This is a genomic window from Streptomyces sp. Qhu_M48, from assembly GCF_051305195.1.
In the GTDB taxonomy this organism is placed as follows: Bacteria; Actinomycetota; Actinomycetes; order Streptomycetales; family Streptomycetaceae; genus Streptomyces.
Genome location: NZ_CP195432.1, coordinates 3,218,670 through 3,239,974, shown reverse-complemented (window position 1 = coordinate 3,239,974; position 21,305 = coordinate 3,218,670). Strand labels below are relative to the sequence as shown.

Genomic DNA, 21,305 nt, shown 5'->3' with positions numbered 1-21,305 from the left:
GGCCGGATGCCCGGGGGCTCCGCCGCGGTACGCATCCGCCGAGCGAAGCCGGTTCTCCCGGCAACCGGCGGTGAAGGGCAGCCCCATGCGCACAGTGGACCCGCTCCATGTCGACGAGGACGTGGTGTCGGCCGTGGACAGAGTGTTGGCGACGATGCTCGAACGTCGGCTGGAGGAGGCCGTGACGCTGGATCCGCTGTTCGCCACGGACGTGGCGGGTCGGGTCGCGCGCCTCACCCTTCAGGGCGGACGGCGGATGCGTCCGCAGTTGTGCTGGTGGGGCATGCGCGCCGCGGGCGGTGGGGCCTCGCGGGCGGAGGCGGCCCTCGGGGTCGCCTCCGCTTTGGAGCTCGTCCAGACGTGTGCGCTGATCCAGGACGACGTGATGGACGGTTCGCCGCTCCGGCGGGGCGGTCCGACCGTGCACGTCGAGTTGGACGAGCAGTACGCGACGCAGCGACGTGACCGGCCGTGCGGCACGTTCGGCGGGGCGGGCGCCGTGCTCGCCGGCGATCTCGCTCTGGTGTGGGCCGACGACGCCTTCGCGGAGGCGACGGCGGGGTCCTCGGTGGCGGTGCCGGGGGCTGCCGTCTGGCGTTCCCTTCGTACGGAGATGGTGGCCGGCCAGTATCTCGATCTGCACGCGCAGGCGACGGCCGACTGGTCCTCGGCGCGGGCGGTGCGGTCCGCCGTGCTGAAGACCGCCCTGTACTCGGTGGAACGTCCGCTGGTTCTCGGCGCCACGCTCGCCGGCGCGTCGGCGGATGTCCTCGCGGCGCTCCGGAAGGCGGGCCGCTTCGCGGGGGTGGCCTTCCAGCTCCACGACGACCTGCAGGGCGCGTTCGGGGACCCCGCCTCGACGGGGAAACCGGTGGGCGAGGACCTGCGCGAGGGCAGGCCGACGTATCTGGTCGCGGTGGCCCGGGAGCGCTGCGCGGCGGCCGGGGACCGTGCCGGGACGCGTGTCCTGGACGAGGTGGTCGGTGCCCGGTGCGGGGCGGCCGAGGCGGACGTCCGGCGGGCGCGGGAGGTGCTGGACGCGAGTGGGGCGCGTGAGCAGGTCGTCGCCCAGGTGGAGCGGCTGAGCCACCGGAGCGAGGAGGTGCTCGCGGGGGCGTCGCTCGACGGGGCCGCCGCGGCCCGTCTCGTGAGGTTGTTGCGCGATGCCTGTGGCCGTACGGGCGACGGGGAGCGGAGCCGGGCGGTCGCGTCGGCGGCGGAACCATGGCTGGACGCGGTGGCGGCGTTCGACGACGTGCCGGCCGGAGGTCCGCGATGAAGGCGCTGTCAGGTCGGACCGATCATGTCGTCGTGGTGGGGGCCGGTCTGGCCGGTCTCTCCGCGGCGCTGCACCTGCTGGGGGCTGGGCGGCGGGTGACGGTGGTGGAGCGTGACGCGCGGGCGGGCGGCCGGGCGGGGCGGATCGAGCGGGGCGGGTATCTGATGGACACGGGCCCCACCGTGCTCACGATGCCGGATCTGCTCGCCGAGACCTTCGCGGCGGTCGGCGCCCGGATGCGGGACCACGTCGAACTGGTGGCGCTGCACCCGGCCTACCGGGCACGGTTCGCGGACGGGAGCCACCTCGACGTCCACACCGACGCCGACGTCATGGCGGCGGAGGTGGAACGGTTCGCCGGGGCCCGGGAGGCAGCCGGGTACCGCCGCCTGCGCCGGTGGCTGACCAAGCTCTACGACGTGCAGATGGGTCGGTTCATCGACGCGAACTTCGACTCGCCGTGGCAGCTGCTGCATCCCGATCTGGCCCGGCTGGCCCTGATGGGCGGCTTCGGGCCGCTCGACCGGGCGATCGGCCGCTTCCTCGGGGACGAGCGGCTGCGGAGGGTCTTCTCCTTCCAGTCGCTGTACGCGGGTGTGGCGCCGTCCCGGGCCCTCGCCGCGTACGCGGTGATCGCCTACATGGACACGGTCGCGGGCGTGTACTTCCCTCGGGGCGGCATGCACGCCGTGCCCGCCGCGATGGCCCGCGTGGCCGGTGACGCGGGTGCGGAACTGCGGTTCGGCGAGACGGTGCACGCCCTGGAGCGGCGGGGAGAGCGGGTGACCGCGGTCGTCACCGCTTCCGGCCGGATCGCCTGCGACGCGGTGGTCCTGACCCCCGATCTGCCGGTCGCCTACCAGTTGCTCGGACGCCGTCCCCGGCGTCCTGCCCGGCTGCGGCACTCCCCCAGTGCGGTCGTGCTCCACGCCGGAACCGACCGGACGTGGCCGCAGCTGGGGCACCACACCATCTCGTTCGGAGACGCCTGGGACGGCACGTTCCGCGAGCTGACCCGTGCCGGGCGGCTGATGAGTGATCCCTCGCTGCTGATCACCCGTCCGACGGCCACCGATCCGTCGCTGGCCCCGCCCGGCCGTCATCTGCACTACGTCCTGGCCCCGTGTCCGAACACCGAAGTGGGTCCTGACGCGGTGCACTGGGGTGAGCTGGGTGCGCGGTACCGGGACTCGCTGATCGGTGAGCTGGAGCGGCGCGGCCTGCACGGGCTGGGTGACGCCATCGACGAGGAGTGCCTGGTCACGCCTGCCGACTGGGCGGCGCGCGGGCATGCGGCGGGCACGCCGTTCTCGGTGGCGCACACGTTCGCCCAGACCGGTCCGTTCCGGCCGCGCAATCTCGTCCGCGGCACGGCGAACGCCGTGCTGGCGGGATGTGGCACGACTCCAGGGGTGGGTGTGCCGACGGTGCTGGTCTCGGGCAAGCTCGCCGCCCTGCGGATCACCGGTGCGCCGGACCGCCGCGTCCGCCGCGCGAACCCGGCCCCGCCGGCCGTGAACCGGCAGGAGGCAGCGAGGTGACGGCCCGCGAGCTCGACGCGGCGGGCATCCTGGACGCCGGGCTGCGCGCCGACTACACAGCCTGCCGCCGGCTCAACGCGCGTCATGGAAGGACCTACTTCCTCGCCACGAGGCTCCTTCCGGCGGACCGGAGGTCCGCCGTCCATGCTCTGTACGGGTTCGCGCGCCATGCCGACGACATCGTGGACGACCTGGGAAGTACAGTCCTGCTCGCCGAGCGGGAGGCGGCGCTGGACACACTGGAGGCGCAGTGGTCGAAAGCGCTCGACGGGGGGTGGGTGGAGGAGCCCGTGGTCCGGGCGGTCGCTGACACCCGGGCCCGCTACGGTATTCCGGCGAGCCATTTCACGGACTTCCTGGCCTCGATGCGCAGCGACCTGTCGGTCACGGACTATCCGACGTACGACGACCTGGCCGCGTACATGCACGGTTCGGCCGCCGTGATCGGACTGCAGATGGTGCCCGTCCTGGGCACGGTCGCACCGCGCGCCGAGGCCGAGCCGCAGGCCGCCGCGCTGGGAGTGGCGTTCCAGCTCACCAACTTCCTGCGGGACGTCGGGGAGGATCTCGACCGGGGCCGGATCTACCTGCCCGCCGATCTGCTGGGCGCCTACGGCGTGGACCGTTCCCTGCTGCTGTGGAGCCGTACGACCAGGCGACACGACCGGCGCGTCACCGAGGCGCTCAGGGCCGCCGCCTCTCTCACGCGTCACGTCTACCGCGCGGCGGAGCCCGGCATCGGCCAGCTCCACCCGGTGTCGGCGCCCTGCGTCCGGACGGCGTTCGTGCTGTACCGCGACATCCTCCAGGCCATCGAGGACGACGGTTTCTCCGTGCTGCACCGGAGGGCCGTCGTGGGCAGGCGACGGCGGCTGGCGGTGGCCGGGCGCGGCTTCGTCCGCGCCCTCGCGGCCCGCAGAGGGTGGCCGGTCTTTCGGCGGTCTCCCGGGAGCGAGCCGGACCGGCCCCGGGGAGCGCACGTCTCACCGGTGCCGGCGAGGCTCCCCGAATCGGCCTGGGTGCCGCGTGCCTCAGGGGCCGGAGGTGAGGAACGGTGAGCGGGATTCCGTTGCGGTGGCGGAGGGAGGCGGTCGCCTGGGAGCGGCAGCGGCCGACGTGGCGCGAGGCGCGGCCCGCGTCGATCGCGGCCGCCCTGCGCCGGGCACAGGCCCGTGCGTCGGGCAACTGGTACGTCGTCGCGGACAGTCGCGACGTGCGGTCCGACCGGCCGCTCGGCCGCTGCGTCGGCGGGGTCGAGATGGTGCTCTGGCGCGATGCGGACGGGGCCGCGGTGGCCGGCCCGGGAGCGTGTCCCCACCTGGGCGCGCCCCTGAAGGACGCTGCCGTCCGGTGCGGGACGCTGATCTGCCACTGGCACGGCATGAGTCTGGACGGGCGTCCCTTCGCCGGCTGGGATCCGTGGCCGGTCCATGACGACGGGCTGCTGGTGTGGGTGCGCTTGGACGCGCTGGGCGGGGAGGCGCCCACGGAGCGGCCCGTGGTGCCGGAGCGTGCGAGCGACGGCGAAGCGGTGAGCGCTGTCTACACCGGGGTGGGGGTGTGCGAGCCGGAGGACGTCGTGGCCAACCGTCTGGACCCCTGGCACGGCGCGTGGTTGCACCCGTACTCGTTCGTGGACCTCAAGGTGCTGAAGGTTCCGTCCGAGGACGCGGTCGACGCGGAGGACGCCTTGGTGGTGGACGTGGCGTTCAAGGTGGCGGGGCGCGCCGTCGTCCCGGTACGGGCCGCCTTCACCGCGCCGGAACCCCGTACGGTCGTGATGCGGATCGAGGCGGGAGAGGGCGCGGGATCGGTGGTGGAGACACATGCCACGCCGTTGACGGCGGCCGGGTCGGACCGCCCCCGCACGGCCGTGGTCGAGGCGGTCGTGGCCGTCTCGGACCGGCGCGGCTTCGCCGTCGCCAGGGCGACGGCGCCACTGCTCCGGCCGGCGATCCGCGCGGCGGCCGGCCGGTTGTGGCGGGACGATCTGGCGTACGCGGAGCGGCGCTGGTCGTTGCGCCGCCAGGGGCGGTTCCCGGGCTGACGGGGTTCGTGGCATTCCCCCGGCGGTCGGTACATGCGGGGCAGGTCTGTCGGCGTGCGGTTCACGGGCTGTCCGCGAAGGCGGCGAGGCGGCGCGGGAGCGCGGACCGGCCGCGCCGGGGGACGGTCCAGAGGGTCTGGCCGCGCAGACCCCAGCGGCGTAGGTGCGCGTTGGCGGCCACGAAGCCCGTGGTGGCCGCGCGCTCCATCAGGGCTACGGGCAGGTCGCTGCGGACGAGGTCGCCGGCGACGGTCACCGTGGGGTCCGGCGTGTCGACCGTGGGGCGGTCGGCGGCGGTACCGACGGCGAACAACGGGCAGTCGGCGCGCCACAGTCGGCGCTCGTCGACGACCCGGGCCGAGCGTGTTTCGGGGTATACGCGGTGGAGCTCGGCCAGGAGGGAGCGCGAGAGCGTCTCGGGGTCGGCCGACGGCGCGGCCGCGTAGGCGTGAAGTTCGACGACGGATCCGCCGGACTTCCGCGCCCAGCGCATGGCTTCGCCCTCCCACCGTTCCAGGACGCTGATGTTGTCCAGCGGCCCGTAGCCGCTGGTGCCGAGGAAACCGGTCCGGCAGGCGTTGACGGGCCGGTCGAGCCAGATCCGGTGGACCAGGAAGGGCGGCGCGGAGGCGAGGCGGCCGATCCGCGCGCGCCACGCTTCGTCGCAGAGGGCGGGAGAGTTCCTCACCAGGGAACGCAGCCCTCTCGCGTCGAGGGCCAGGACCAGGGCGTCGGCGCGGTCTGTCCCGTCCCCGGTGACGAGGGTGTGCCCTCCGTGCGGGTCGGGTTCCACGGCGTGGACGGGTGTGCCGGTGCGGATCCGGACGCGGTGTCCGTCGAGGTAGCGCGCGAGGGGGTCCCACATTGCCTGCGGATAGGGCTCGTCCGGCACGTCGAAGAGGAGGCCCTCCGAGGATCCGAGGAAGTAGATGTGGAACATCAGCGCGAGTTCGGCCGCGGAGAGCTCGCCCGGGTCGGCGAAGAAGCTGCGGGAGAAGACCTCGAAGGCGAGGTGCTGGGCAGCCTCGGGGAAGCGGATGCGTTCCAGGAGTGTGCGGGCGCTGATCCGGTCGTAGCGGTCGTACAGGTCGGGCAGCCGGACGTCGAGGAGAGGCAGGGCCGCCCGCGCGTCGAGACGGCGCAGGTCGCGCCAGCCGAAGCTGGGGCTGCGGGCGGCGAAGCCCAGGGCGTTCCACGGCGGGGTGCGCGGGACGCGGGCGAAGCTGTCGTAGAGGCCGGCCGCGTGCTGGAGGGGGTAGTCGCCGATGCCTCGCAGGCGTTCCAGTCCGGGATCCACGCGCCGGAGGAGGCCGCGCAGGTTGTAGTACTGCCGGAAGAAGGCGTGGAAGCCGCGGCTCATGGTGACCGCCGAGCCGTCGGCGAGTTCGACCGGCCACCCGGCGAGACGCCCGCCGAGCGAGGCCTCCCGTTCGTACAGGGTGACGTCGACGCCGCGCTCGGCAAGCAGGGTCGCCGCCGCGAGGCCCGCGATCCCTCCCCCGACGACCGCACAGCGTGGCGCCCCTCCTCCCGCGTGCCGGGCACGGCCTTCGTGGGCGGGTACGACTTCGGCCTTCCGGTCGCGTCCCCGGCGTGCTGCCCGTACGGGCTGAGGGCTCATCTGACGGCCTTTCTGGGGTCCTGTGGCGGGAAGGGTGCGGATCAGCGGGGAGTGCGAGCGAGGAACGGGAGGCCTGCGGCGGATCGCAGCATCGGCAGGACGGGGGTACGCAGCCCGATCAGCACGTCCTCGGCGGGGCGCGTCTCGCCGTCGAGGAAACGCAGAAGGCGTTCGGCCGGGACGGTACGGAAGAGGCGGCTGAAGAACGACGCGCCCTGCACCCGGCCGGTCGCGAGACCGCGCAGCAGGATCGCGTCCATGGCAAGGTGGCGGGCGGTGTAGGCGGCGGGCGGAACGGGTGTGCGGTGGTGGTGGACGGCGGCCGCGACGGCGCGGGTCTGGCGCTGGATCGCCGAGAACGCGTAGCCGGTGGAAGGACGGATCGCTCCGCCGGCCGCGCCGATCCGGAAGACGTGACGCCCGGCACGGGGAGCGTGGCGGGCATCGGTCAGGGGGATGACACCCTGTTCCCGGGCGAGGACATCGTGGGGGCCGAGGCGGAGCACGTCCTGGGTGTACTGGCGAAGCGCGGCCTCGTAGGCCTGCTCCGTGAGGGCGGCCGGGCCGAACTCCGTGTACTCGACCAAAGCCTCGCGCGGACTCGTGGGCAGCACGTAGCCGAAGGACAGGCCGTGCCGGGGCTGTGGTGTACGGAAGTCCATCAGCTCCACGACGTCCGGCTGGAAGACGGGCCCCCGCGTACGGACGAACCATCCGCTGAAGTGCTGGAGGAGCGCGGTTCTGGCGGGCGCGGGCGCGGGCGGACGGGAGTCGAAGACCCAGCGCGCCCGCACGGACATCGGCGCCCCGCCGGACGTACGGCAGACGATTGCGGCGCCGTCGTGCCTGTCCTCGATCCTCTCCACGACAGCCTCGACACGTTCCAGGGATCCGAGGCGCGGGACCAAGCCCTCCGCGAAGGCGGGCGAGCGCAGCATCTTGTAGCGGAACCGTCCCAGGCTTCGGGTGATGGAGGGGCCGTCGGCAGCCCGTACCCGAAGGTGGCCCCAGGTGGCGGTCACCAGGTCGTCGTACTCCCCAGGCCCGTCTTCCCAGAAGCACCAGGTGCGTTCAGGCGGACGCAAGGAGCCTGGCGGGGCGTCGACCAGGACCACCGAGGGGACGGGGACACCGGCGGGAGGGCTGAGCAGGCGCCAGGCGAGCGACAGTCCGGCCGCGCCGGCCCCGACGATGGCCACGTCGCTCCGTGACGCCACGTGTCCTCCTCCGGCCAGGGATACGCCGGGGCACCAGGTGCCGCGCGGCGCCGCACGCGGTGATCGTATGCCGCCCCGGTCGGCAAGCCGGTCGACCACTCCCGGCGTTTCGCGGCCACGCGGTTTCGGTGCCGACGTGTCCGGGTCATTTCGGGTCGCGGTTGAAGATCGACTTGGACCAGGAGTAGCCGAGGGCGGTGAGGGCGAGGCACCAGGCGAGGGCGAGCCAGCCGTTGTGGCCGATCTCGGTGCCGAGGAGGAGGCCGCGGAGGGTCTCGATGGCGGGGGTGAAGGGCTGGTACTCGGCGATGGGCCGGAACCAGCCGGGCATCGTCTCGGCCGGGATGAAGGCGCTGGAGATGAGGGGGAGGAGGATCAGCGGCATGGCCATGTTGCTGGCCGCCTCCGGGTTCGGGCTGGCCATGCCCATCCCGACCGCGATCCAGGTGAGCGCCAGGGCGAACAGCGCGAGGAGCCCGAAAGCGGCCAGCCATTCGAGCGCCGTGGCGTCGGTGGAGCGGAAGCCGATGGCCACGGCGACGGCGCCGACGAGGACCAGGCTGGCGAGCACCTGCAGCACGCTGCCGACGACGTGCCCGATGAGCAGGGAGCCGCGGTGGATGGCCATGGTGCGGAAGCGGGCGATGAGCCCTTCGTTCATGTCCATGGAGACGGAGATCGCGGCTCCGATCACGGTGCTGCCGATGGTCATCATCAGCAGGCCCGGGACGAGGTAGGCGATGTAGTCGGAGCGGTCCGCGCCGCTGCCGCCGATGCCCGCGCTCATCACGTCTCCGAAGATGTAGACGAAGAGGAGCAGCAGCATGATCGGCGTCAGCAGCAGGTTGAGGGTCATGGACGGGTAGCGGCGGGCGTGCAGCAGGTTGCGGCGCAGCATCGTCGCCGAGTCGCGGACGGCGAGGGAGAGGGAGCTCATCGGGCGTCCTTCCTGAGCTGGTCGGGGACGTTGCCTCCGCCGGTCAGGGCGAAGAACACGTCGTCGAGGTCGGGGGCGTGGACGGTCAGTTCGTCCGCCTCGATGCCGGCGGAGTCCAGCCAGTCGAGAAGGGAGCGCAGTTCGCGCTGACTGCCGTCGCTGGGGATGGACAGCGTCAGCGCTTCGTCGACGGGGGTACCCCCTGCACGAGCGGAGCCGAGCGCTTGGATGGGGGTACCCCCTGCACGAGCGGAGCCGAGCGCTTGGATGGGGGTACCCCCTGCACGAGCGGAGCCGCGCGCTTGGATGGGGGTACCCCCTGCACGAGCGGAGCCGCGCGCTTGGGGGAGGGTGGCCTCGCGCAGGGCGTCGGCTGCGGACTGGTACGCGACCGGGTCGGTGAAGCGGAGCCGGATGTGCCCGCCCGGGACGAGCCGCTTGAGCTCTTCGGCGGTGCCCTCGGCGGCGATCCTGCCGTCGTTCAACACAGCTATGCGGTCGGCGAGTTCGTCGGCCTCCTCCAGGTACTGGGTGGTGAGGAAGACGGTGACGCCGGTGGTGACGAGTTCGCGGATGATCTGCCACATGGTGTGGCGGGAGCGCGGGTCGAGCCCTGTCGTCGGCTCGTCGAGGAAGATGATCCGCGGGCTGCCGACCAGCGTCATCGCGAGGTCGAGACGGCGCTTCATACCGCCGGAGTAGGTCGAGGCGAGCTTCCTCGCCGCGTCCACCAGGTCGAAGCGTTCCAGGAGTTCGGCGGCGACCCTCCGCCCCTCGCGCTTGGGCAGGTGGTGCAGGTCCGCCATGAGGAGCATGTTCTCCTCGCCGGTGATCAGGCTGTCAACGGCGGAGAACTGACCGGTGACACCGATCGCGGCACGGACCGCCTGCGGGTCGGCGGCCAGGTCGTACCCGCCGACGCGCAGTTCGCCGGCGTCGGCGGTGACGAGGGTGGAGAGGATCTTGACGGCGGTGGTCTTGCCGGCGCCGTTCGGGCCGAGCAGTGCGAACACGGACCCGGCCGGGATGTGCAGATCGATACCGTCCAGGACGAGCTCGTCGCCGAATGACTTGCGTAGCCCGACGGCGGAGATCGCGGTCGTCGACAGGCGACCGTCACCCTGCCTGGATGTGGGCATGACAGATGAAGGCATGGAGACCACCTTTCGGAGGCTGAGGACACAGGGGGACTGTTTCGCAGCTCGGATCGAGCGACGGCCGGCGGCCACACGCCAGGTCGCGCCGTAGTGAGGAAGGGTGCCGAGCGGCCAGCCGCCGGAGACCTGCTCACCGGGGGCGTCGGCAGGGCCGAGCCAGGTCTCGCCGGCGTGCTCGACCACCGTGGTGAACAGGGTCTGCGGCGGCTTCCGATGGCCGGTCGATCCACGCCTCTTCGCGCCGCGTCGAGGCGAACGAACCGCGCGTGCGGGTCACGCCCGTCGACATGAGGCGGGGGGTGCTACTTCTGGGCCGTGCCGGCTTCCCCGCTGATGGACCCCTGGTAGGCGTCCGCGTAGGTGGGCGAGTCCTTGATCAGGTCGTCGCAGAACGCGGCGACGTCGTTGCCGATGAGCTCCAAGACCCCCCTGCCCGAGGCGACGCCCTCCTCGAAGAACTCGACGATTCCGGGGAGCAGGGGCCCGTCAGCCAGGTCGACCGGTCCGACCTTGAAGAAGTACTTCCGCATCTCCCTGTAGACGATCTGGTAGTCCGGCGGGAGCGCCTTGACCCGAGCCGTGTGCGCACGCCACTGCTTCTTGCCCTGGATGATGTCCTGGATTCCCACGTCAGCCTCCCAGCCGGCTCAGTTTCCTAGCGACGTTCCTGTTCAACTGCTCGCGCCACCGGTCTCGATAGGTGCGAGCCCCTTCTCCGCCGGCCAGCGCCGCGCAGAAGCCTCGGATGTCGTCGCCGAGCACCTCGTGGACGCTCTGCCCGTCCACCGCCGCCTCTTCGAGCAGCCCCAGGGCGCCGTCGAGGATCGGCATCAGGTTGCGGCCGGTGAAGTCCCCGTGGGGGAAGAGGTGGGCCTTGATCTGCGCCCACGCCGCCCGGTAGTCGGCCGGCAGGGCCGCGGCCCGGGCTTCGAACGTCTTCCATTCCCTGGTGAGATCACTGCCTGTGATGGTCTCCCAGAAGTTCATCTCCCGCCCTCCTTGAGCCTGTCGATGCGTGATGAGACGTACTGCCATTTCGCCCAGAACTTCGCGAGCTCCTCGCGTCCGGCGTCGTTGAGCGCGTAGAACTTGCGCGGCGGCCCGACCCCGGACGGTCGCTTCGTCACCTGGACGAGCTTGTTCCTCTCCAGGCGCAGCAGGATGGTGTACACCGTCCCCTCGACGACGTCGGCGAAGCCGAGCTCGTTCAGTTGACGGGTGATGGCGTACCCGTAGGTTTCCTCGCTGCCGATGATCTCGAGCACGCACCCTTCGAGCGTGCCCTTCAACATCTCCGTCAGGTCATCCATCACGAGTCCTCTTCGGCCCTAGCGGTACTGTGTAGTACCGAATACCACTACACAGTATCACCGAGTAGTGGAGTTGGGAGCGGCCTCCTGGCGCCATCCGGTGCGGCGGGAAGACACTCGCGGGAATCAGTCTTGCCCACACGCTCTCCGTGGCGGCAATGTCGATATCGTCCGAGCCGGGAGCCTCCATCACCTCCCATCAAGTCGATACACAGATCTGACGCACCATCGTGAAAGTCGCCATCAGGTCAGCGCCAGCACCGGCAGAAGGCACCACGAGCCGCCGATCGACGTCAAGATCATCCACCTCGGGAACGCCACCTGAACTGCGAAGACACCAGCCAAAGGCCCTTCCGCCAGAACCCCAAGGAGACACCCATGAGGATGCTCATCAACGTTCCCGAGACCGTCGTCGCCGACGCGCTGCGCGGGATGGCCGCCGCCCACCCCAAGCTCACCGTGGACGTGGAGCGGCGGGTGGTGGTGCGGCGGGACGCGCCCGTGGCGGGGAAGGTGGCGCTGGTGTCCGGCGGCGGGTCCGGGCACGAGCCGCTGCACGGCGGGTTCGTCGGACCCGGGATGCTCGCGGCGGCGTGTCCGGGAGAGGTGTTCACCTCGCCGGTGCCCGACCAGATGGTACGGGCCGCGGCCGCCGTCGACAGCGGCGCCGGGGTCCTGTTCGTGGTCAAGAACTACACCGGTGACGTCCTGAACTTCCAGATGGCGGCGGAGCTCGCCGAGGACGAGGGCGTCCGGGTCGCCAGGGTCCTGGTCGACGACGACGTCGCCGTCACGGACAGCCTGTACACGGCCGGCCGGCGCGGGACCGGCGGCACCCTCTTCGTGGAGAAGATCGCGGGCGCCGCCGCCGAGGAGGGCGCGCCGCTGGATCGAGTGGAGGCCGTCGCCCGCCGGGTCAACGAGCGCTGCCGGTCCTTCGGTGTGGCCCTGGGCGCGTGCACCACCCCCGCCAAGGGCAGCCCCACCTTCGATCTCCCGCCGGGTGAGCTGGAGTTGGGCATCGGCATCCACGGTGAGCCGGGCCGTGAGCGGCGGCCGATGATGACCTCCCACGAGATCGCGGACTTCGCCGTCGACGCCGTCGTCGACGACCTCCGTCCCACCGGCCCGGTGATCGCCCTGGTGAACGGGATGGGCGCGACCCCGCTCCTGGAGCTGTACGGCTTCACCGCGGAGGTGCAGCGCGTGCTCGGTGAGCGGCGCGTGCCGGTGGCCCGTACCCTCGTCGGGAACTACGTGACCTCGCTGGACATGGCCGGCTGCTCGGTGACCCTCTGCGAGGTGGACGAGGAGCTGCTCCGCCTGTGGGACGCGCCGGTGGAGACGCCCGCGCTGCGCTGGGGCCGGTGAGACGAGCCAGGGAAGAGGAGAGCGACATGACGGAGACCTTCGGCGCGGAGTTCCTGGTGCGCTGGCTGGCCGCGATGGCCGAGGCCGTCGACCGCGAGGCGGACCGGCTCACCGAACTCGACTCGGCCATCGGCGACGCCGACCACGGCACCAACCTCAGGCGGGGGTTCGCCGCCGTGACCGAGATCCTGGCCAAGGAGCCGCCGGCCACACCGGGCGCCGCCCTCACCACCGCCGGACGGCAGCTGATCTCCACGGTGGGGGGCGCGTCGGGACCGCTGTACGGCACGCTGCTGCGCCGGACCGGCAAGACGCTGGGCGACGACGGGCGGATCAGCCGGGCGCAGCTCGCCGAGGCGCTCTCCTCCGGCGTGTCCGCCGTGTCCCAGCTGGGCGGCGCCCAGGCGGGCGACAAGACGATGCTGGACGCGCTCGTACCGGCTGTGGAGGGGCTGCGGGTCTCGTTCGCGGCCGCCCGCACCGCCGCGGAGGAGGGCGCCCTCGCGACCGTACCCCTGCGGGCCCGCAAGGGCAGGGCCAGCTATCTGGGCGAGCGGTCGGTCGGGCACCAGGACCCGGGGGCCACGTCCTCGGCACTGCTCTTCGCGACGCTCGACGAGACCGCGCGCGCGGAGAGTTCGGGTACGTCGGGCTCGGAAGCGGAGGGCCGGGGCGCGGAGACCTCGGGTACGGAGACCGCGGGCACGTCGGGCTCGGGAGCGGAGGGGGCGGCGTGACGGGCATCGGTGGTGAGGGCGGTGTGACGGCCGTGAGGGGTGGGGGTGGCGTCGGGATCGTGCTCGTCTCGCACAGCGCGGCCGTCGCGTCGGCCGTGGCCGAGCTGGCGCGGGGGCTCGCCGGCGGCGGCGACCTGGCACCGGTCCGGCCGGCCGGCGGGACCCCGGACGGTGGTCTGGGGACGAGTTCCGAGTTGATCGCCGAGGCGGCGCGGGCCGTGGACCGGGGCGCGGGCGTGGCGATCCTGGTCGACCTCGGGAGCGCGGTGCTCACCGTGAAGGCTTTGCTCGCCGAGGGCGACGAACTGCCCGAGGGAGCCCGTCTGGTGGACGCTCCCTTCGTGGAGGGCGCGGTCGCCGCGCTCGTCACGGCGAGCGCGGGCGGGGACCTCGACGCGGTGGCGGCGGCGGCCGGGGAGGCGTACGCCTACCGCAAGGAGTGAGCGGGTGAGGCGGGGGTGGCGAGAGCCCGTGGAGCGGACACGGACGACCGCGCGCCGTGGCCGGAAGGCCGCGCCCGGTAGCGGCCGTGTTGTGATCCAGCAGGTCAACGCACTAGTGTCACAGCGCCTTGGTGTACGGGAAACCGGTGCGAAACCGGTGCGGCCCTCGCCACTGTGATCGGGAGGTCCGGCTCCACCCCCGCTGGGAACGCCCCAGGGGAAGCCACTGGACCGCGTCGGGAGACCGTCGTGGTGTGGGAAGGCGGAGTCGGACGGCATGACCGTCAGCCAGGAGACCGGCCAGGGTGCGTTGTCCATCCACGAGGTGCTGGAGAGGGTCTCCCAACCATGCATATAGCCGAGGGGTACCTACCCCCTGCGCACGCCGTCGCCTGGGGCGTCGCGGCCACGCCGTTCGTCGTCCACGGAGCCCGCGCGCTCACCCGCGAGGTGCGGTCGAACCCCGAGTCCACCCTGCTCCTGGGCGCGGCCGGCGCCTTCACCTTCGTCCTGTCGGCACTCAAGCTGCCCTCGGTGACGGGTAGTTGTTCCCATCCGACCGGTACCGGTCTGGGCGCGATCCTGTTCAGGCCGCCCATCATGGCGGTCCTGGGCACGATCACCCTGCTCTTCCAGGCCCTGCTGCTCGCCCACGGCGGGCTGACGACGCTCGGCGCGAACGTCTTCTCCATGGCGATCGTCGGTCCCTGGGCGGGGTACGGGACGTACCTGCTGGCGCGCCGGTTCGGCACTCCCCTGATGGTGGCCGTCTTCTTCGGCGCGTTCGTCGCCGACCTGTCCACGTACTGCGTCACCAGCGTGCAGCTGGCGCTCGCCTTCCCGGACCCGGGCAGCGGCATCCCCGGCGCGCTCGCGAAGTTCGGCGGGATCTTCGCCCTCACACAGATTCCGCTCGCGGTCAGCGAGGGCCTGCTCACCGTGCTCGTGATGCGGCTGCTCACGCAGTCGAGCAAGGGCGAACTGACCCGGCTCGGCGTCCTCGCCGGGCGCGGGACCGAGCGACGCGAGGAGGCGGCCGCGCGATGAGCCGGAACGCGAGGATCAACGCCCTGCTGCTGCTCGTCGTCGCCGCGCTCGCGGTGCTTCCGCTGGCGCTGGGGCTCGGGGACCACAAGGAGGAACCGTTCGCCGGGGCGGACGCGGAGGCGGAGACCGCGATCACGGAACTCCGGCCCGACTACGAGCCGTGGTTCAGTCCGCTGTACGAGCCGCCGTCCGGGGAGATCGAGTCCGCGCTCTTCGCCCTCCAGGCCGCCCTGGGCGCCGGTGTCCTGGCGTACTACTTCGGCCTGCGGCGCGGCCGCCGGCAGGGCACGGCGCTCGCGGAGGCGGCCGGGGCCGCCACCGGGCCCGGGGCCGGGTCCCCCACCGGGTCCGGGGCCGAGTCCGCCTCCGGGTCCGGGTCCGCCACCGGTGGCGGTTCGGAAACCGGTGGCGGTTCGGACGCCGGTGCCGACGCCAAGCCCACCCGTGGGCCCGGTCCCGATTCCGGGTCCAGCTCTGGACCCGGCTCCGGTCCCGGTTCCGGCTCCGGTTCCGTCGGTGGGCGGGACGCGTAGCCGCCGATGCTGCCGATCGACGCGGCGGCGCACAGCAGTCGCTGGCGCCACCGTCATCCCGCCGAGAAGGCGCTGCTCGGTTTCGGTCTGACGCTGTGCGCGGTCGGTCTGCCGCCGTGGCCGGGCGCGGTCCTCGTCGCGGCGGCCACGCTCACGGTGCTGCTCGGTCCGGCCGGTGTGCCGGGCCGGGCGCTGTGGCGGGCGTTCCGGATCCCGCTCGGGTTCTGTGTCACGGGCGCGATTCCGCTGCTCTTCGAGGTGGGCGGCGCCCGGGGGCTCGTGGCTCTCGCGCCGGACGGTCCGACGCACGCGGGCGCGTTGCTGCTGCGGACCGCCGCGGCCTCGCTCGGGGTGCTGCTCTTCGCGTTCACGACGCCGGTGTCCGACGTGCTGCCCCGGCTGGCACGGGCCGGGGTGCCGGGGCCGGTGGTGGACGTGGCGCTGGTGATGTACCGGATCATCTTCCTGCTGCTCGACGCGATGTCCAGGATCCGGCAGGCCCAGGCCGCCCGGCTCGGGCACACCACTCGGGCCGCGACCTGGCGTTCGCTGGCCGGCCTGGGTGCGACGACGTTCGTCCGGGCCTTCGACCGGGCGCAGCGCCTGCAGTCGGGGCTCGCGGGGCGCGGGTACGACGGGACGCTGCGGGTCCTGGTGCCCGCGTGTGCGCTCTCCCGCCCGTTCCTCGCGGCGACGGGCGTGCTGCTCGCCGGACTCGTCGCCCTCACCCTCGTACTGGAAAGGCTCCTTCCGTGACGTCTCCGACCCCTGTCGTGGAACTGGCGCAGGCCGGCTTCGCCTACGAGGACGGGCCCCCGGTCCTCTCCGGCGTGGACTTCACCGTCGCCGAGGGGCGGGCGGTCGCGCTGCTCGGACGCAACGGCAGCGGCAAGACGACCTTGCTGCGGCTGCTCAGCGGCGGGCTGCGGTGCGGGAGCGGCTCACTGCTCCTGGACGGCGCGGAGGTGGCGTACGACCGGAAGGGGCTGACCCGGCTCCGGACCACGGTGCAGTTGGTGGTGCAGGATCCGGACGACCAGCTGTTCGCCGCCTCGGTGGGCCAGGACGTGTCGTTCGGTCCGATGAACCTGGGGCTGCCGGAGGAGGAGGTACGGCTCCGGGTGCGGGAGGCGCTGGAGGCGCTGGACATCGTGGCGCTCGCGGACCGGCCGACGCATCTGCTGTCGTACGGGCAGCGCAAGCGGGCGGCGATCGCGGGCGCGGTGGCCATGCGGCCCCGGGTGCTGATCATGGACGAGCCGACGGCGGGCCTCGACCCGCACGGGCAGGAGCGGCTGCTCGAAGCGCTCCGGGGGCTGCGCGAGACCGGCACGACGGTGCTGATGGCGACGCACGACGTGGATCTGGCGCTGCGCTGGGCGGACGAGGCGGCGGTGCTGTCCCCTTCGGGGCTGCGGACCGGGCCGGTCGCGGAGCTCCTCGCGGACGACGAGCTGCTCGACGCGGCCCGGCTGCGGCGCCCGTGGGGCACGGCGGTGGCCCGTCTGCTCCGTGCCCATGGTCTGCTCGGGCCGGACGCTCCCGAGCCGCGTACGCCGGAGGACCTGGAGGGCTGGACCGCCGCGGCTCCGACCGCGGTTCCCCACGCCGCCGAGCAGGGGCGCTGACGTCCACCGCGGGGATGTCCACCGCGGAGACGCCCGGTTCGGAGAGGTCCGGTTCGGAGACGTCCGCTTCGGAGGCGTCGTTCCGGAGGCGTCGCTCCGGAGGGGTTTGCTACTGAGTAGTAGACATCACGCGCCAGATCTTCTGCAACTAGTTGCATAACGGGAAGGGGTCCCCTACAACTGAGGTCGACGTTCCTGCGCGAGGAGGCGCCCGCATGACCCCGTACCCGCACCTGCTGAGCCCGCTCGACCTCGGGTTCACCACCCTGCCCAACCGGGTGATCATGGGATCGATGCACGTCGGCCTCGAAGAGACCGAGCACGGCTTCGAGCGCATGGCCGCCTTCTACGCCGAGCGCGCCAGGGGCGGCGTGGGCCTCATCGTCACCGGCGGCATCGCGCCCAACGACGCCGGGCGCCCCTGGGACGGCGGGGCCAAGCTCACCACCGCCGAGGAGGTCGCCGAGCACCGGCAGATCACCGACGCCGTGCACGGGGCCGGCGGCCGGATCGCGATGCAGATCCTCCACTTCGGCCGGTACGCGTACCACCCCGCGCTCGTCGCGCCCAGCGCCCTCAAGGCCCCCATCAGCCCCTTCGTACCGAACGAGCTGACCGACGCCGAGGTCGAGCAGACCGTCGAGGACTACGCCCGCTGCGCCGAGCTCGCCAAGGAGGCCGGATACGACGGCGTCGAGGTGATGGGCTCCGAGGGCTACCTCATCAACGAGTTCATCGCGGCCGCCACCAACCAGCGCACCGACCGCTGGGGCGGTTCCTACGAGAACCGTGTCCGCTTCCCCCTGGAGATCGTCCGCCGCATCCGCGAGCGGGTCGGCGAGGACTTCATCCTCGTCTACCGCCTGTCCATGCTGGACCTCGTGCCCGGCGGCTCCACCCTGGAGGAGGTCGTCCAGCTCGCCAAGGAGATCGAGGCCGCCGGCGCCACCATCATCAACACCGGTATCGGCTGGCACGAGGCCCGGATCCCCACCATCGCCACCTCCGTGCCGCGCGGCGCCTACACCTGGGTGACGAAGAAGCTGATGGGCGCGGTCTCCGTTCCGCTGGTCACCAGCAACCGCATCAACACCCCCGAGGTCGCCGAGGAGATCCTCGCCGACGGCCGCGCCGACCTGGTCTCGCTGGCCCGCCCCTTCCTCGCCGACCCGGACTTCGTCGCCAAGGCCACCGCCGACCGCGCCGACACCATCAACACCTGCATCGGCTGCAACCAGGCCTGCCTCGACCACACCTTCAACCTGAAGATCACCTCCTGCCTGGTCAACCCGCGCGCCTGCCATGAGACCGAGCTGGTCCTCTCCCCCACCCGCCGGGCCAAGCGGATCGCCGTCGTCGGCGCGGGCCCGGCCGGGCTCTCCTGCGCCGTGTCGGCCGCCGAGCGCGGCCACGCCGTGACCCTCTTCGACGCCGCCGCCGAGATCGGCGGCCAGCTGAACGTCGCCAAGCGGGTCCCCGGCAAGGAGGAGTTCGACGAGACGCTGCGCTACTTCCGCGTCCAGCTCGCCGAGCGCGGGGTCGACGTCCGCCTGAACACCCCGGTCGCCGCGGGCGACCTCGACGGCTTCGACGAGGTCGTCGTCGCCACCGGCGTCTCCCCCCGCACCCCCGGCATCGCGGGCGTGGACCACCCGAGCGTCGTCAGCTACCTCGACGTGCTGCGCGACGGCGCGCCCGTCGGCGAGCGCGTCGCGATCATCGGCGCGGGCGGCATCGGCTTCGACGTCGCGGAGTTCCTCACGGACGGCGGCGAGGGCGCGAGCCAGGACCCCGAGACGTACTTCCGCCAGTGGGGCGTGGACACCTCGTACGAGAGCCGGGGCGGACTGCGCGCCCCCGAGCGCCCCGCGCCGCCGCGCCAGGTGCACCTGCTCCAGCGCAAGGAGTCCAAGGTCGGCGCCGGCCTCGGCAAGACCACGGGGTGGATCCACCGCACCGAGCTCAAGCACCGGGGCGTCGCGATGGTCGCGGGCGTGTCGTACGACCGGATCGACGACGAGGGCCTGCACGTCACCATCGGCGGCGAGGCGCAGCTGCTTCCGGTCGACACCGTCGTCCTCTGCGCCGGCCAGGAGCCGCGCCGCGACCTGTACGAGGAGCTGGTGGCGGCGGGCCGCGTGGCGCACCTGATCGGCGGCGCGGACGTCGCGGCCGAGCTGGACGCCAAGCGGGCCATCGACCAGGGCACCCGCCTCGCGGCCGCCCTGTGATCACCGCGGCCGGCCCTTCCGAGGCCTTCCCGGGCGGCGTCGTCGGCGTCCTCGGCCGCCGCGGCGCCGTCGCCGGCCGCTTCTAGGATGCGTCCATGTCCCTCCCGCACGCGATCCTGACCGCGCTGCTCGAGAAGCCGTCCTCCGGCCTCGAACTGACGCGCCGCTTCGACCGGTCGATCGGCTACTTCTGGTCGTCCACGCACCAGCAGATCTACCGCGAGCTGGGAAAGCTGGAGCAGGCGGGGCACATCCGCGCCCTGCCCGCCCCGGTGCCCGTACGGGGGCAGCGCAAGGAGTACGAGGTACTGCCGGCCGGCCGCGCCGAACTCGGCGCCTGGGTGGCGAGGTCGGAGGACCCGAAGCCGATGCGGGCCGCCCTGCTACTGCGGATGCGGGCGGCCGCGGTGGTCGGCCCGGCGGGCCTCCGTGCCGAGCTCTCCCGCCATCTCGCCCTGCACCAGGAACAGTTGGACGAGTACCTCGCGATCGAGACCCGCGACTTCCCGCCGGAACGCCGCGGCACGGAGCCCGACCGGCTGCGCCACCTCGTCCTGCGGGGCGGGATCGACATGGAGCGGTTCTGGGTGGAGTGGCTGACGGGGGCGCTGGGGGAGCTCGGGACGGAGTGACGTCCCGGGCAGTGCCCCCGGGGCGGGCCGGTGCGAGGCCACGGGTGGCGTCCCGGGTCCCGGGCGGCCGAAAGCGTATGGCCGTCACACCGTTTCGCGCGGGGTGGCGTGATACTGGGTCGTTGGAGTCCGACGACACGAAGGGGCCGGTATGGCCGACGACTTGGGGCACCGTGTGACGCGTCACGCGGTGGTCATCGGGGGAAGTCTCGCTGGGCTGCTCGCCGCTCGGGTGCTGGCCGAGCACGCGGAGAAGGTGACGGTCGTCGAGCGCGACCGGCTGCCCGAGGGGCCGGAGGCACGGGCGGGGGTCCCGCAGGGCCGGCACCTGCACGTGCTGATCGAGGGAGGGCAGCAGGCACTCGACGAGCTGCTCCCGGGCGTGCTGGACGAGTTGTCCGCACTCGGGGCGCCGAAGGTGGGCGCCCCTTCCGACATCGTCCAGTGGCAGAACGGCAAGTGGTTCCGCCGCACCCCCGCGACCACCCACCACTACACCGGGCCGCGCCCGCAGCTGGAGTGGCTGGTGCGGCAGCGAGTGCTCGCCGATCCCCGTATCGAACTCGTCGAGGGCACCGAGACCGTGGGCCTGGTCGGTGACTCCTCGCGGGTCAGGGGCGTTCGGCTGCGGGAGCGCGGTACGGGGGCCGGCAAGGAGCCCCGTACGCTCACCGCCGATCTGGTGGTCGACGCCTCCGGGCGGTCCACCAAGTCCGCCGACTGGCTGGCGGGGATCGGCGCGGAGGCCCCGCACGAGGAGACCCTGGACACGGGCCTCGCGTACAGCACCCGGGTGTACCGCGTCCCGGTCGCGGACCCGGACACCGACGCCGTCGGCTGCTACATCGTGCCCAACCCCGCCCAGACGTACGGCGGGGTGGTGCTGCCCCTCGGCGACGGGCACCACCTGGTGACCCTGTCGGGGCTGCGCGGTGAGGAACCGCCCACCGAGGAGGGCGCGTTCGAGGAGTACGCCAAGCGGCTGCCGCACCCGATGATCAGTGACTGGCTGGCGCGGGCCGAGCCGGTCTCCCCGGTGTACGGCTTCCGCAGGACCGCCAACATCCGGCGCCGGTACGACCGTCCGGGCCGCCGCCCGGCCGGCTTCCTCGCCACCGGCGACGCGCTCTGCGCCTTCAACCCGATCTACGGGCAGGGCATGGCCGTCGCCGCGCTCAGCGCGGTCGCGCTGCGCCGGGCGCTCGCCGACACCCGGCGCACCCCCACCACCCGTGCCGTGCAGCGGGCCCTGCTCGACGCCTCCCGGCAGGCCTGGGACATCTCCGCGGGCGCCGACAAGAAGATGCCGGGCGCGACCGGCGACGCGGTGCGGCCGGGTCCGGCGGACCGGGTCGTCGGCTGGTACCTGGGCCGGGTGGTGGAGCGGGCCGCCGGCGATCCGGCCGTGGGCGCGCCGTTCCGTGCGGCGATGACCCTGACCGCCCCCCTGACGAGTCTGTTCGCCCCGTCGGTGGCGCGGGCGGTGCTCTTCGGGCCGGTCCCCGAGACGCCGTCGGATCCGCCGTCGCGCCGCGACGCGTAGGCGGTGGCGGGAGCGCGGGAGGGGGCGGCGC

21 protein-coding genes and 1 riboswitch are annotated in these 21,305 nt (G+C 72.8%); of the genes, 14 read left to right on the top strand and 7 right to left on the bottom strand.

The genetic code is table 11. The annotated features are described in order from the left end of the window. The first annotated feature begins 85 nt into the window (after window positions 1-85). Genes ACRRSS_RS14815 through ACRRSS_RS14800 form a run of 4 tightly spaced genes read left to right on the top strand, consistent with a single transcriptional unit; the run spans window position 86 to window position 4,867 of the window. Window positions 86-1,279: a polyprenyl synthetase family protein gene (locus ACRRSS_RS14815; protein ID WP_435971677.1), complete on the top strand. Its 1,194-nt coding sequence runs from the start codon at window positions 86-88 to the stop codon at window positions 1,277-1,279. Beyond that, the gene (locus tag ACRRSS_RS14810; protein WP_435971676.1) at window positions 1,276-2,820 is read left to right on the top strand and encodes a phytoene desaturase; all 1,545 of its coding nucleotides are present in this window, start codon (window positions 1,276-1,278) and stop codon (window positions 2,818-2,820) included. The genes ACRRSS_RS14815 and ACRRSS_RS14810 overlap by 4 nt, the downstream gene beginning before the upstream one ends. After that, on the top strand, window positions 2,817-3,878 hold the full coding sequence (locus ACRRSS_RS14805) for a phytoene/squalene synthase family protein (RefSeq protein WP_435971675.1): 1,062 nt from the start codon (window positions 2,817-2,819) through the stop codon (window positions 3,876-3,878). The genes ACRRSS_RS14810 and ACRRSS_RS14805 overlap by 4 nt, the downstream gene beginning before the upstream one ends. Further along, entirely contained in the window at window positions 3,875-4,867 is a 993-nt protein-coding gene (locus tag ACRRSS_RS14800) for a DUF5914 domain-containing protein (RefSeq protein ID WP_435971674.1), read from the top strand. Before ACRRSS_RS14805 ends, ACRRSS_RS14800 begins: the two co-directional genes overlap by 4 nt. Window positions 4,868-4,928: 61 nt before the next feature. Here the strand turns inward: ACRRSS_RS14800 and ACRRSS_RS14795 are convergent, their stop codons facing one another. From ACRRSS_RS14795 to ACRRSS_RS14765, 7 genes are all read right to left on the bottom strand, one after another. Continuing rightward, on the bottom strand, window positions 4,929-6,488 hold the full coding sequence (locus ACRRSS_RS14795; RefSeq protein WP_435971673.1) for an FAD-dependent oxidoreductase: 1,560 nt from the start codon (window positions 6,486-6,488) through the stop codon (window positions 4,929-4,931). Window positions 6,489-6,529: 41 nt separating this feature from the next. After that, a complete protein-coding gene (locus ACRRSS_RS14790; RefSeq protein ID WP_435971672.1) occupies window positions 6,530-7,705 on the bottom strand; it encodes a lycopene cyclase family protein in 1,176 nt (391 codons plus the stop codon). A gap of 145 nt (window positions 7,706-7,850) precedes the next feature. After that, on the bottom strand, window positions 7,851-8,642 hold the full coding sequence (locus tag ACRRSS_RS14785; RefSeq protein WP_435971239.1) for an ABC transporter permease: 792 nt from the start codon (window positions 8,640-8,642) through the stop codon (window positions 7,851-7,853). Beyond that, window positions 8,639-9,796, bottom strand: coding sequence for an ATP-binding cassette domain-containing protein (locus ACRRSS_RS14780; RefSeq protein WP_435971671.1), 1,158 nt, complete (start codon window positions 9,794-9,796; stop codon window positions 8,639-8,641). Before ACRRSS_RS14780 ends, ACRRSS_RS14785 begins: the two co-directional genes overlap by 4 nt. A gap of 305 nt (window positions 9,797-10,101) precedes the next feature. Then, on the bottom strand, window positions 10,102-10,428 hold the full coding sequence (locus tag ACRRSS_RS14775) for a DUF1048 domain-containing protein (protein ID WP_435971670.1): 327 nt from the start codon (window positions 10,426-10,428) through the stop codon (window positions 10,102-10,104). A gap of 1 nt (window position 10,429) precedes the next feature. Next, on the bottom strand, window positions 10,430-10,786 hold the full coding sequence (locus ACRRSS_RS14770) for a DUF1048 domain-containing protein (RefSeq protein WP_435971669.1): 357 nt from the start codon (window positions 10,784-10,786) through the stop codon (window positions 10,430-10,432). Next, complete coding sequence (locus ACRRSS_RS14765; RefSeq protein WP_248511387.1) at window positions 10,783-11,109, bottom strand: PadR family transcriptional regulator; 327 nt, start codon at window positions 11,107-11,109, stop codon at window positions 10,783-10,785. The genes ACRRSS_RS14770 and ACRRSS_RS14765 overlap by 4 nt, the downstream gene beginning before the upstream one ends. 378 nt (window positions 11,110-11,487) lie before the next feature. Here ACRRSS_RS14765 and dhaK point away from each other — a divergent pair, with 378 nt between their 5' ends. The 10 genes from dhaK (at window position 11,488) to ACRRSS_RS14715 (ending at window position 21,274) form a co-directional block, all read left to right on the top strand. Continuing rightward, window positions 11,488-12,480: a dihydroxyacetone kinase subunit DhaK gene (gene dhaK / locus ACRRSS_RS14760; protein WP_435971668.1), complete on the top strand. Its 993-nt coding sequence runs from the start codon at window positions 11,488-11,490 to the stop codon at window positions 12,478-12,480. A 26-nt stretch (window positions 12,481-12,506) separates the two neighbouring features. Beyond that, window positions 12,507-13,217 carry a dihydroxyacetone kinase subunit DhaL gene (gene dhaL / locus ACRRSS_RS14755; RefSeq protein WP_435971667.1) on the top strand — a complete coding sequence of 237 codons (711 nt, stop codon included), beginning with the start codon at window positions 12,507-12,509 and terminating at the stop codon, window positions 13,215-13,217. Then, complete coding sequence (locus tag ACRRSS_RS14750; RefSeq protein ID WP_435971666.1) at window positions 13,214-13,660, top strand: PTS-dependent dihydroxyacetone kinase phosphotransferase subunit DhaM; 447 nt, start codon at window positions 13,214-13,216, stop codon at window positions 13,658-13,660. The genes dhaL and ACRRSS_RS14750 overlap by 4 nt, the downstream gene beginning before the upstream one ends. A gap of 112 nt (window positions 13,661-13,772) precedes the next feature. Then, window positions 13,773-13,979: riboswitch (cobalamin riboswitch) on the top strand. 29 nt (window positions 13,980-14,008) lie between these two features. Continuing rightward, window positions 14,009-14,707, top strand: a complete 699-nt coding sequence (locus tag ACRRSS_RS14745; RefSeq protein ID WP_435971665.1) for an energy-coupling factor ABC transporter permease — start codon at window positions 14,009-14,011, stop codon at window positions 14,705-14,707. Further along, window positions 14,704-15,240 carry an energy-coupling factor ABC transporter substrate-binding protein gene (locus tag ACRRSS_RS14740; protein WP_435971664.1) on the top strand — a complete coding sequence of 179 codons (537 nt, stop codon included), beginning with the start codon at window positions 14,704-14,706 and terminating at the stop codon, window positions 15,238-15,240. The genes ACRRSS_RS14745 and ACRRSS_RS14740 overlap by 4 nt, the downstream gene beginning before the upstream one ends. A gap of 6 nt (window positions 15,241-15,246) precedes the next feature. After that, window positions 15,247-15,996 carry a cobalt ECF transporter T component CbiQ gene (cbiQ, locus tag ACRRSS_RS14735; protein ID WP_435971663.1) on the top strand — a complete coding sequence of 250 codons (750 nt, stop codon included), beginning with the start codon at window positions 15,247-15,249 and terminating at the stop codon, window positions 15,994-15,996. Next, entirely contained in the window at window positions 15,993-16,868 is an 876-nt protein-coding gene (locus ACRRSS_RS14730) for an energy-coupling factor ABC transporter ATP-binding protein (RefSeq protein ID WP_435971662.1), read from the top strand. Before cbiQ ends, ACRRSS_RS14730 begins: the two co-directional genes overlap by 4 nt. 215 nt (window positions 16,869-17,083) lie before the next feature. Further along, a complete protein-coding gene (locus ACRRSS_RS14725; RefSeq protein ID WP_435971661.1) occupies window positions 17,084-19,099 on the top strand; it encodes an FAD-dependent oxidoreductase in 2,016 nt (671 codons plus the stop codon). Window positions 19,100-19,194: 95 nt separating this feature from the next. Then, window positions 19,195-19,731 (top strand): PadR family transcriptional regulator, encoded by a 537-nt coding sequence (locus ACRRSS_RS14720; protein ID WP_435971660.1) that lies wholly within the window; start codon window positions 19,195-19,197, stop codon window positions 19,729-19,731. 151 nt (window positions 19,732-19,882) lie between these two features. Beyond that, on the top strand, window positions 19,883-21,274 hold the full coding sequence (locus ACRRSS_RS14715; protein ID WP_435971659.1) for an FAD-dependent oxidoreductase: 1,392 nt from the start codon (window positions 19,883-19,885) through the stop codon (window positions 21,272-21,274). Window positions 21,275-21,305: the final 31 nt, after the last annotated feature.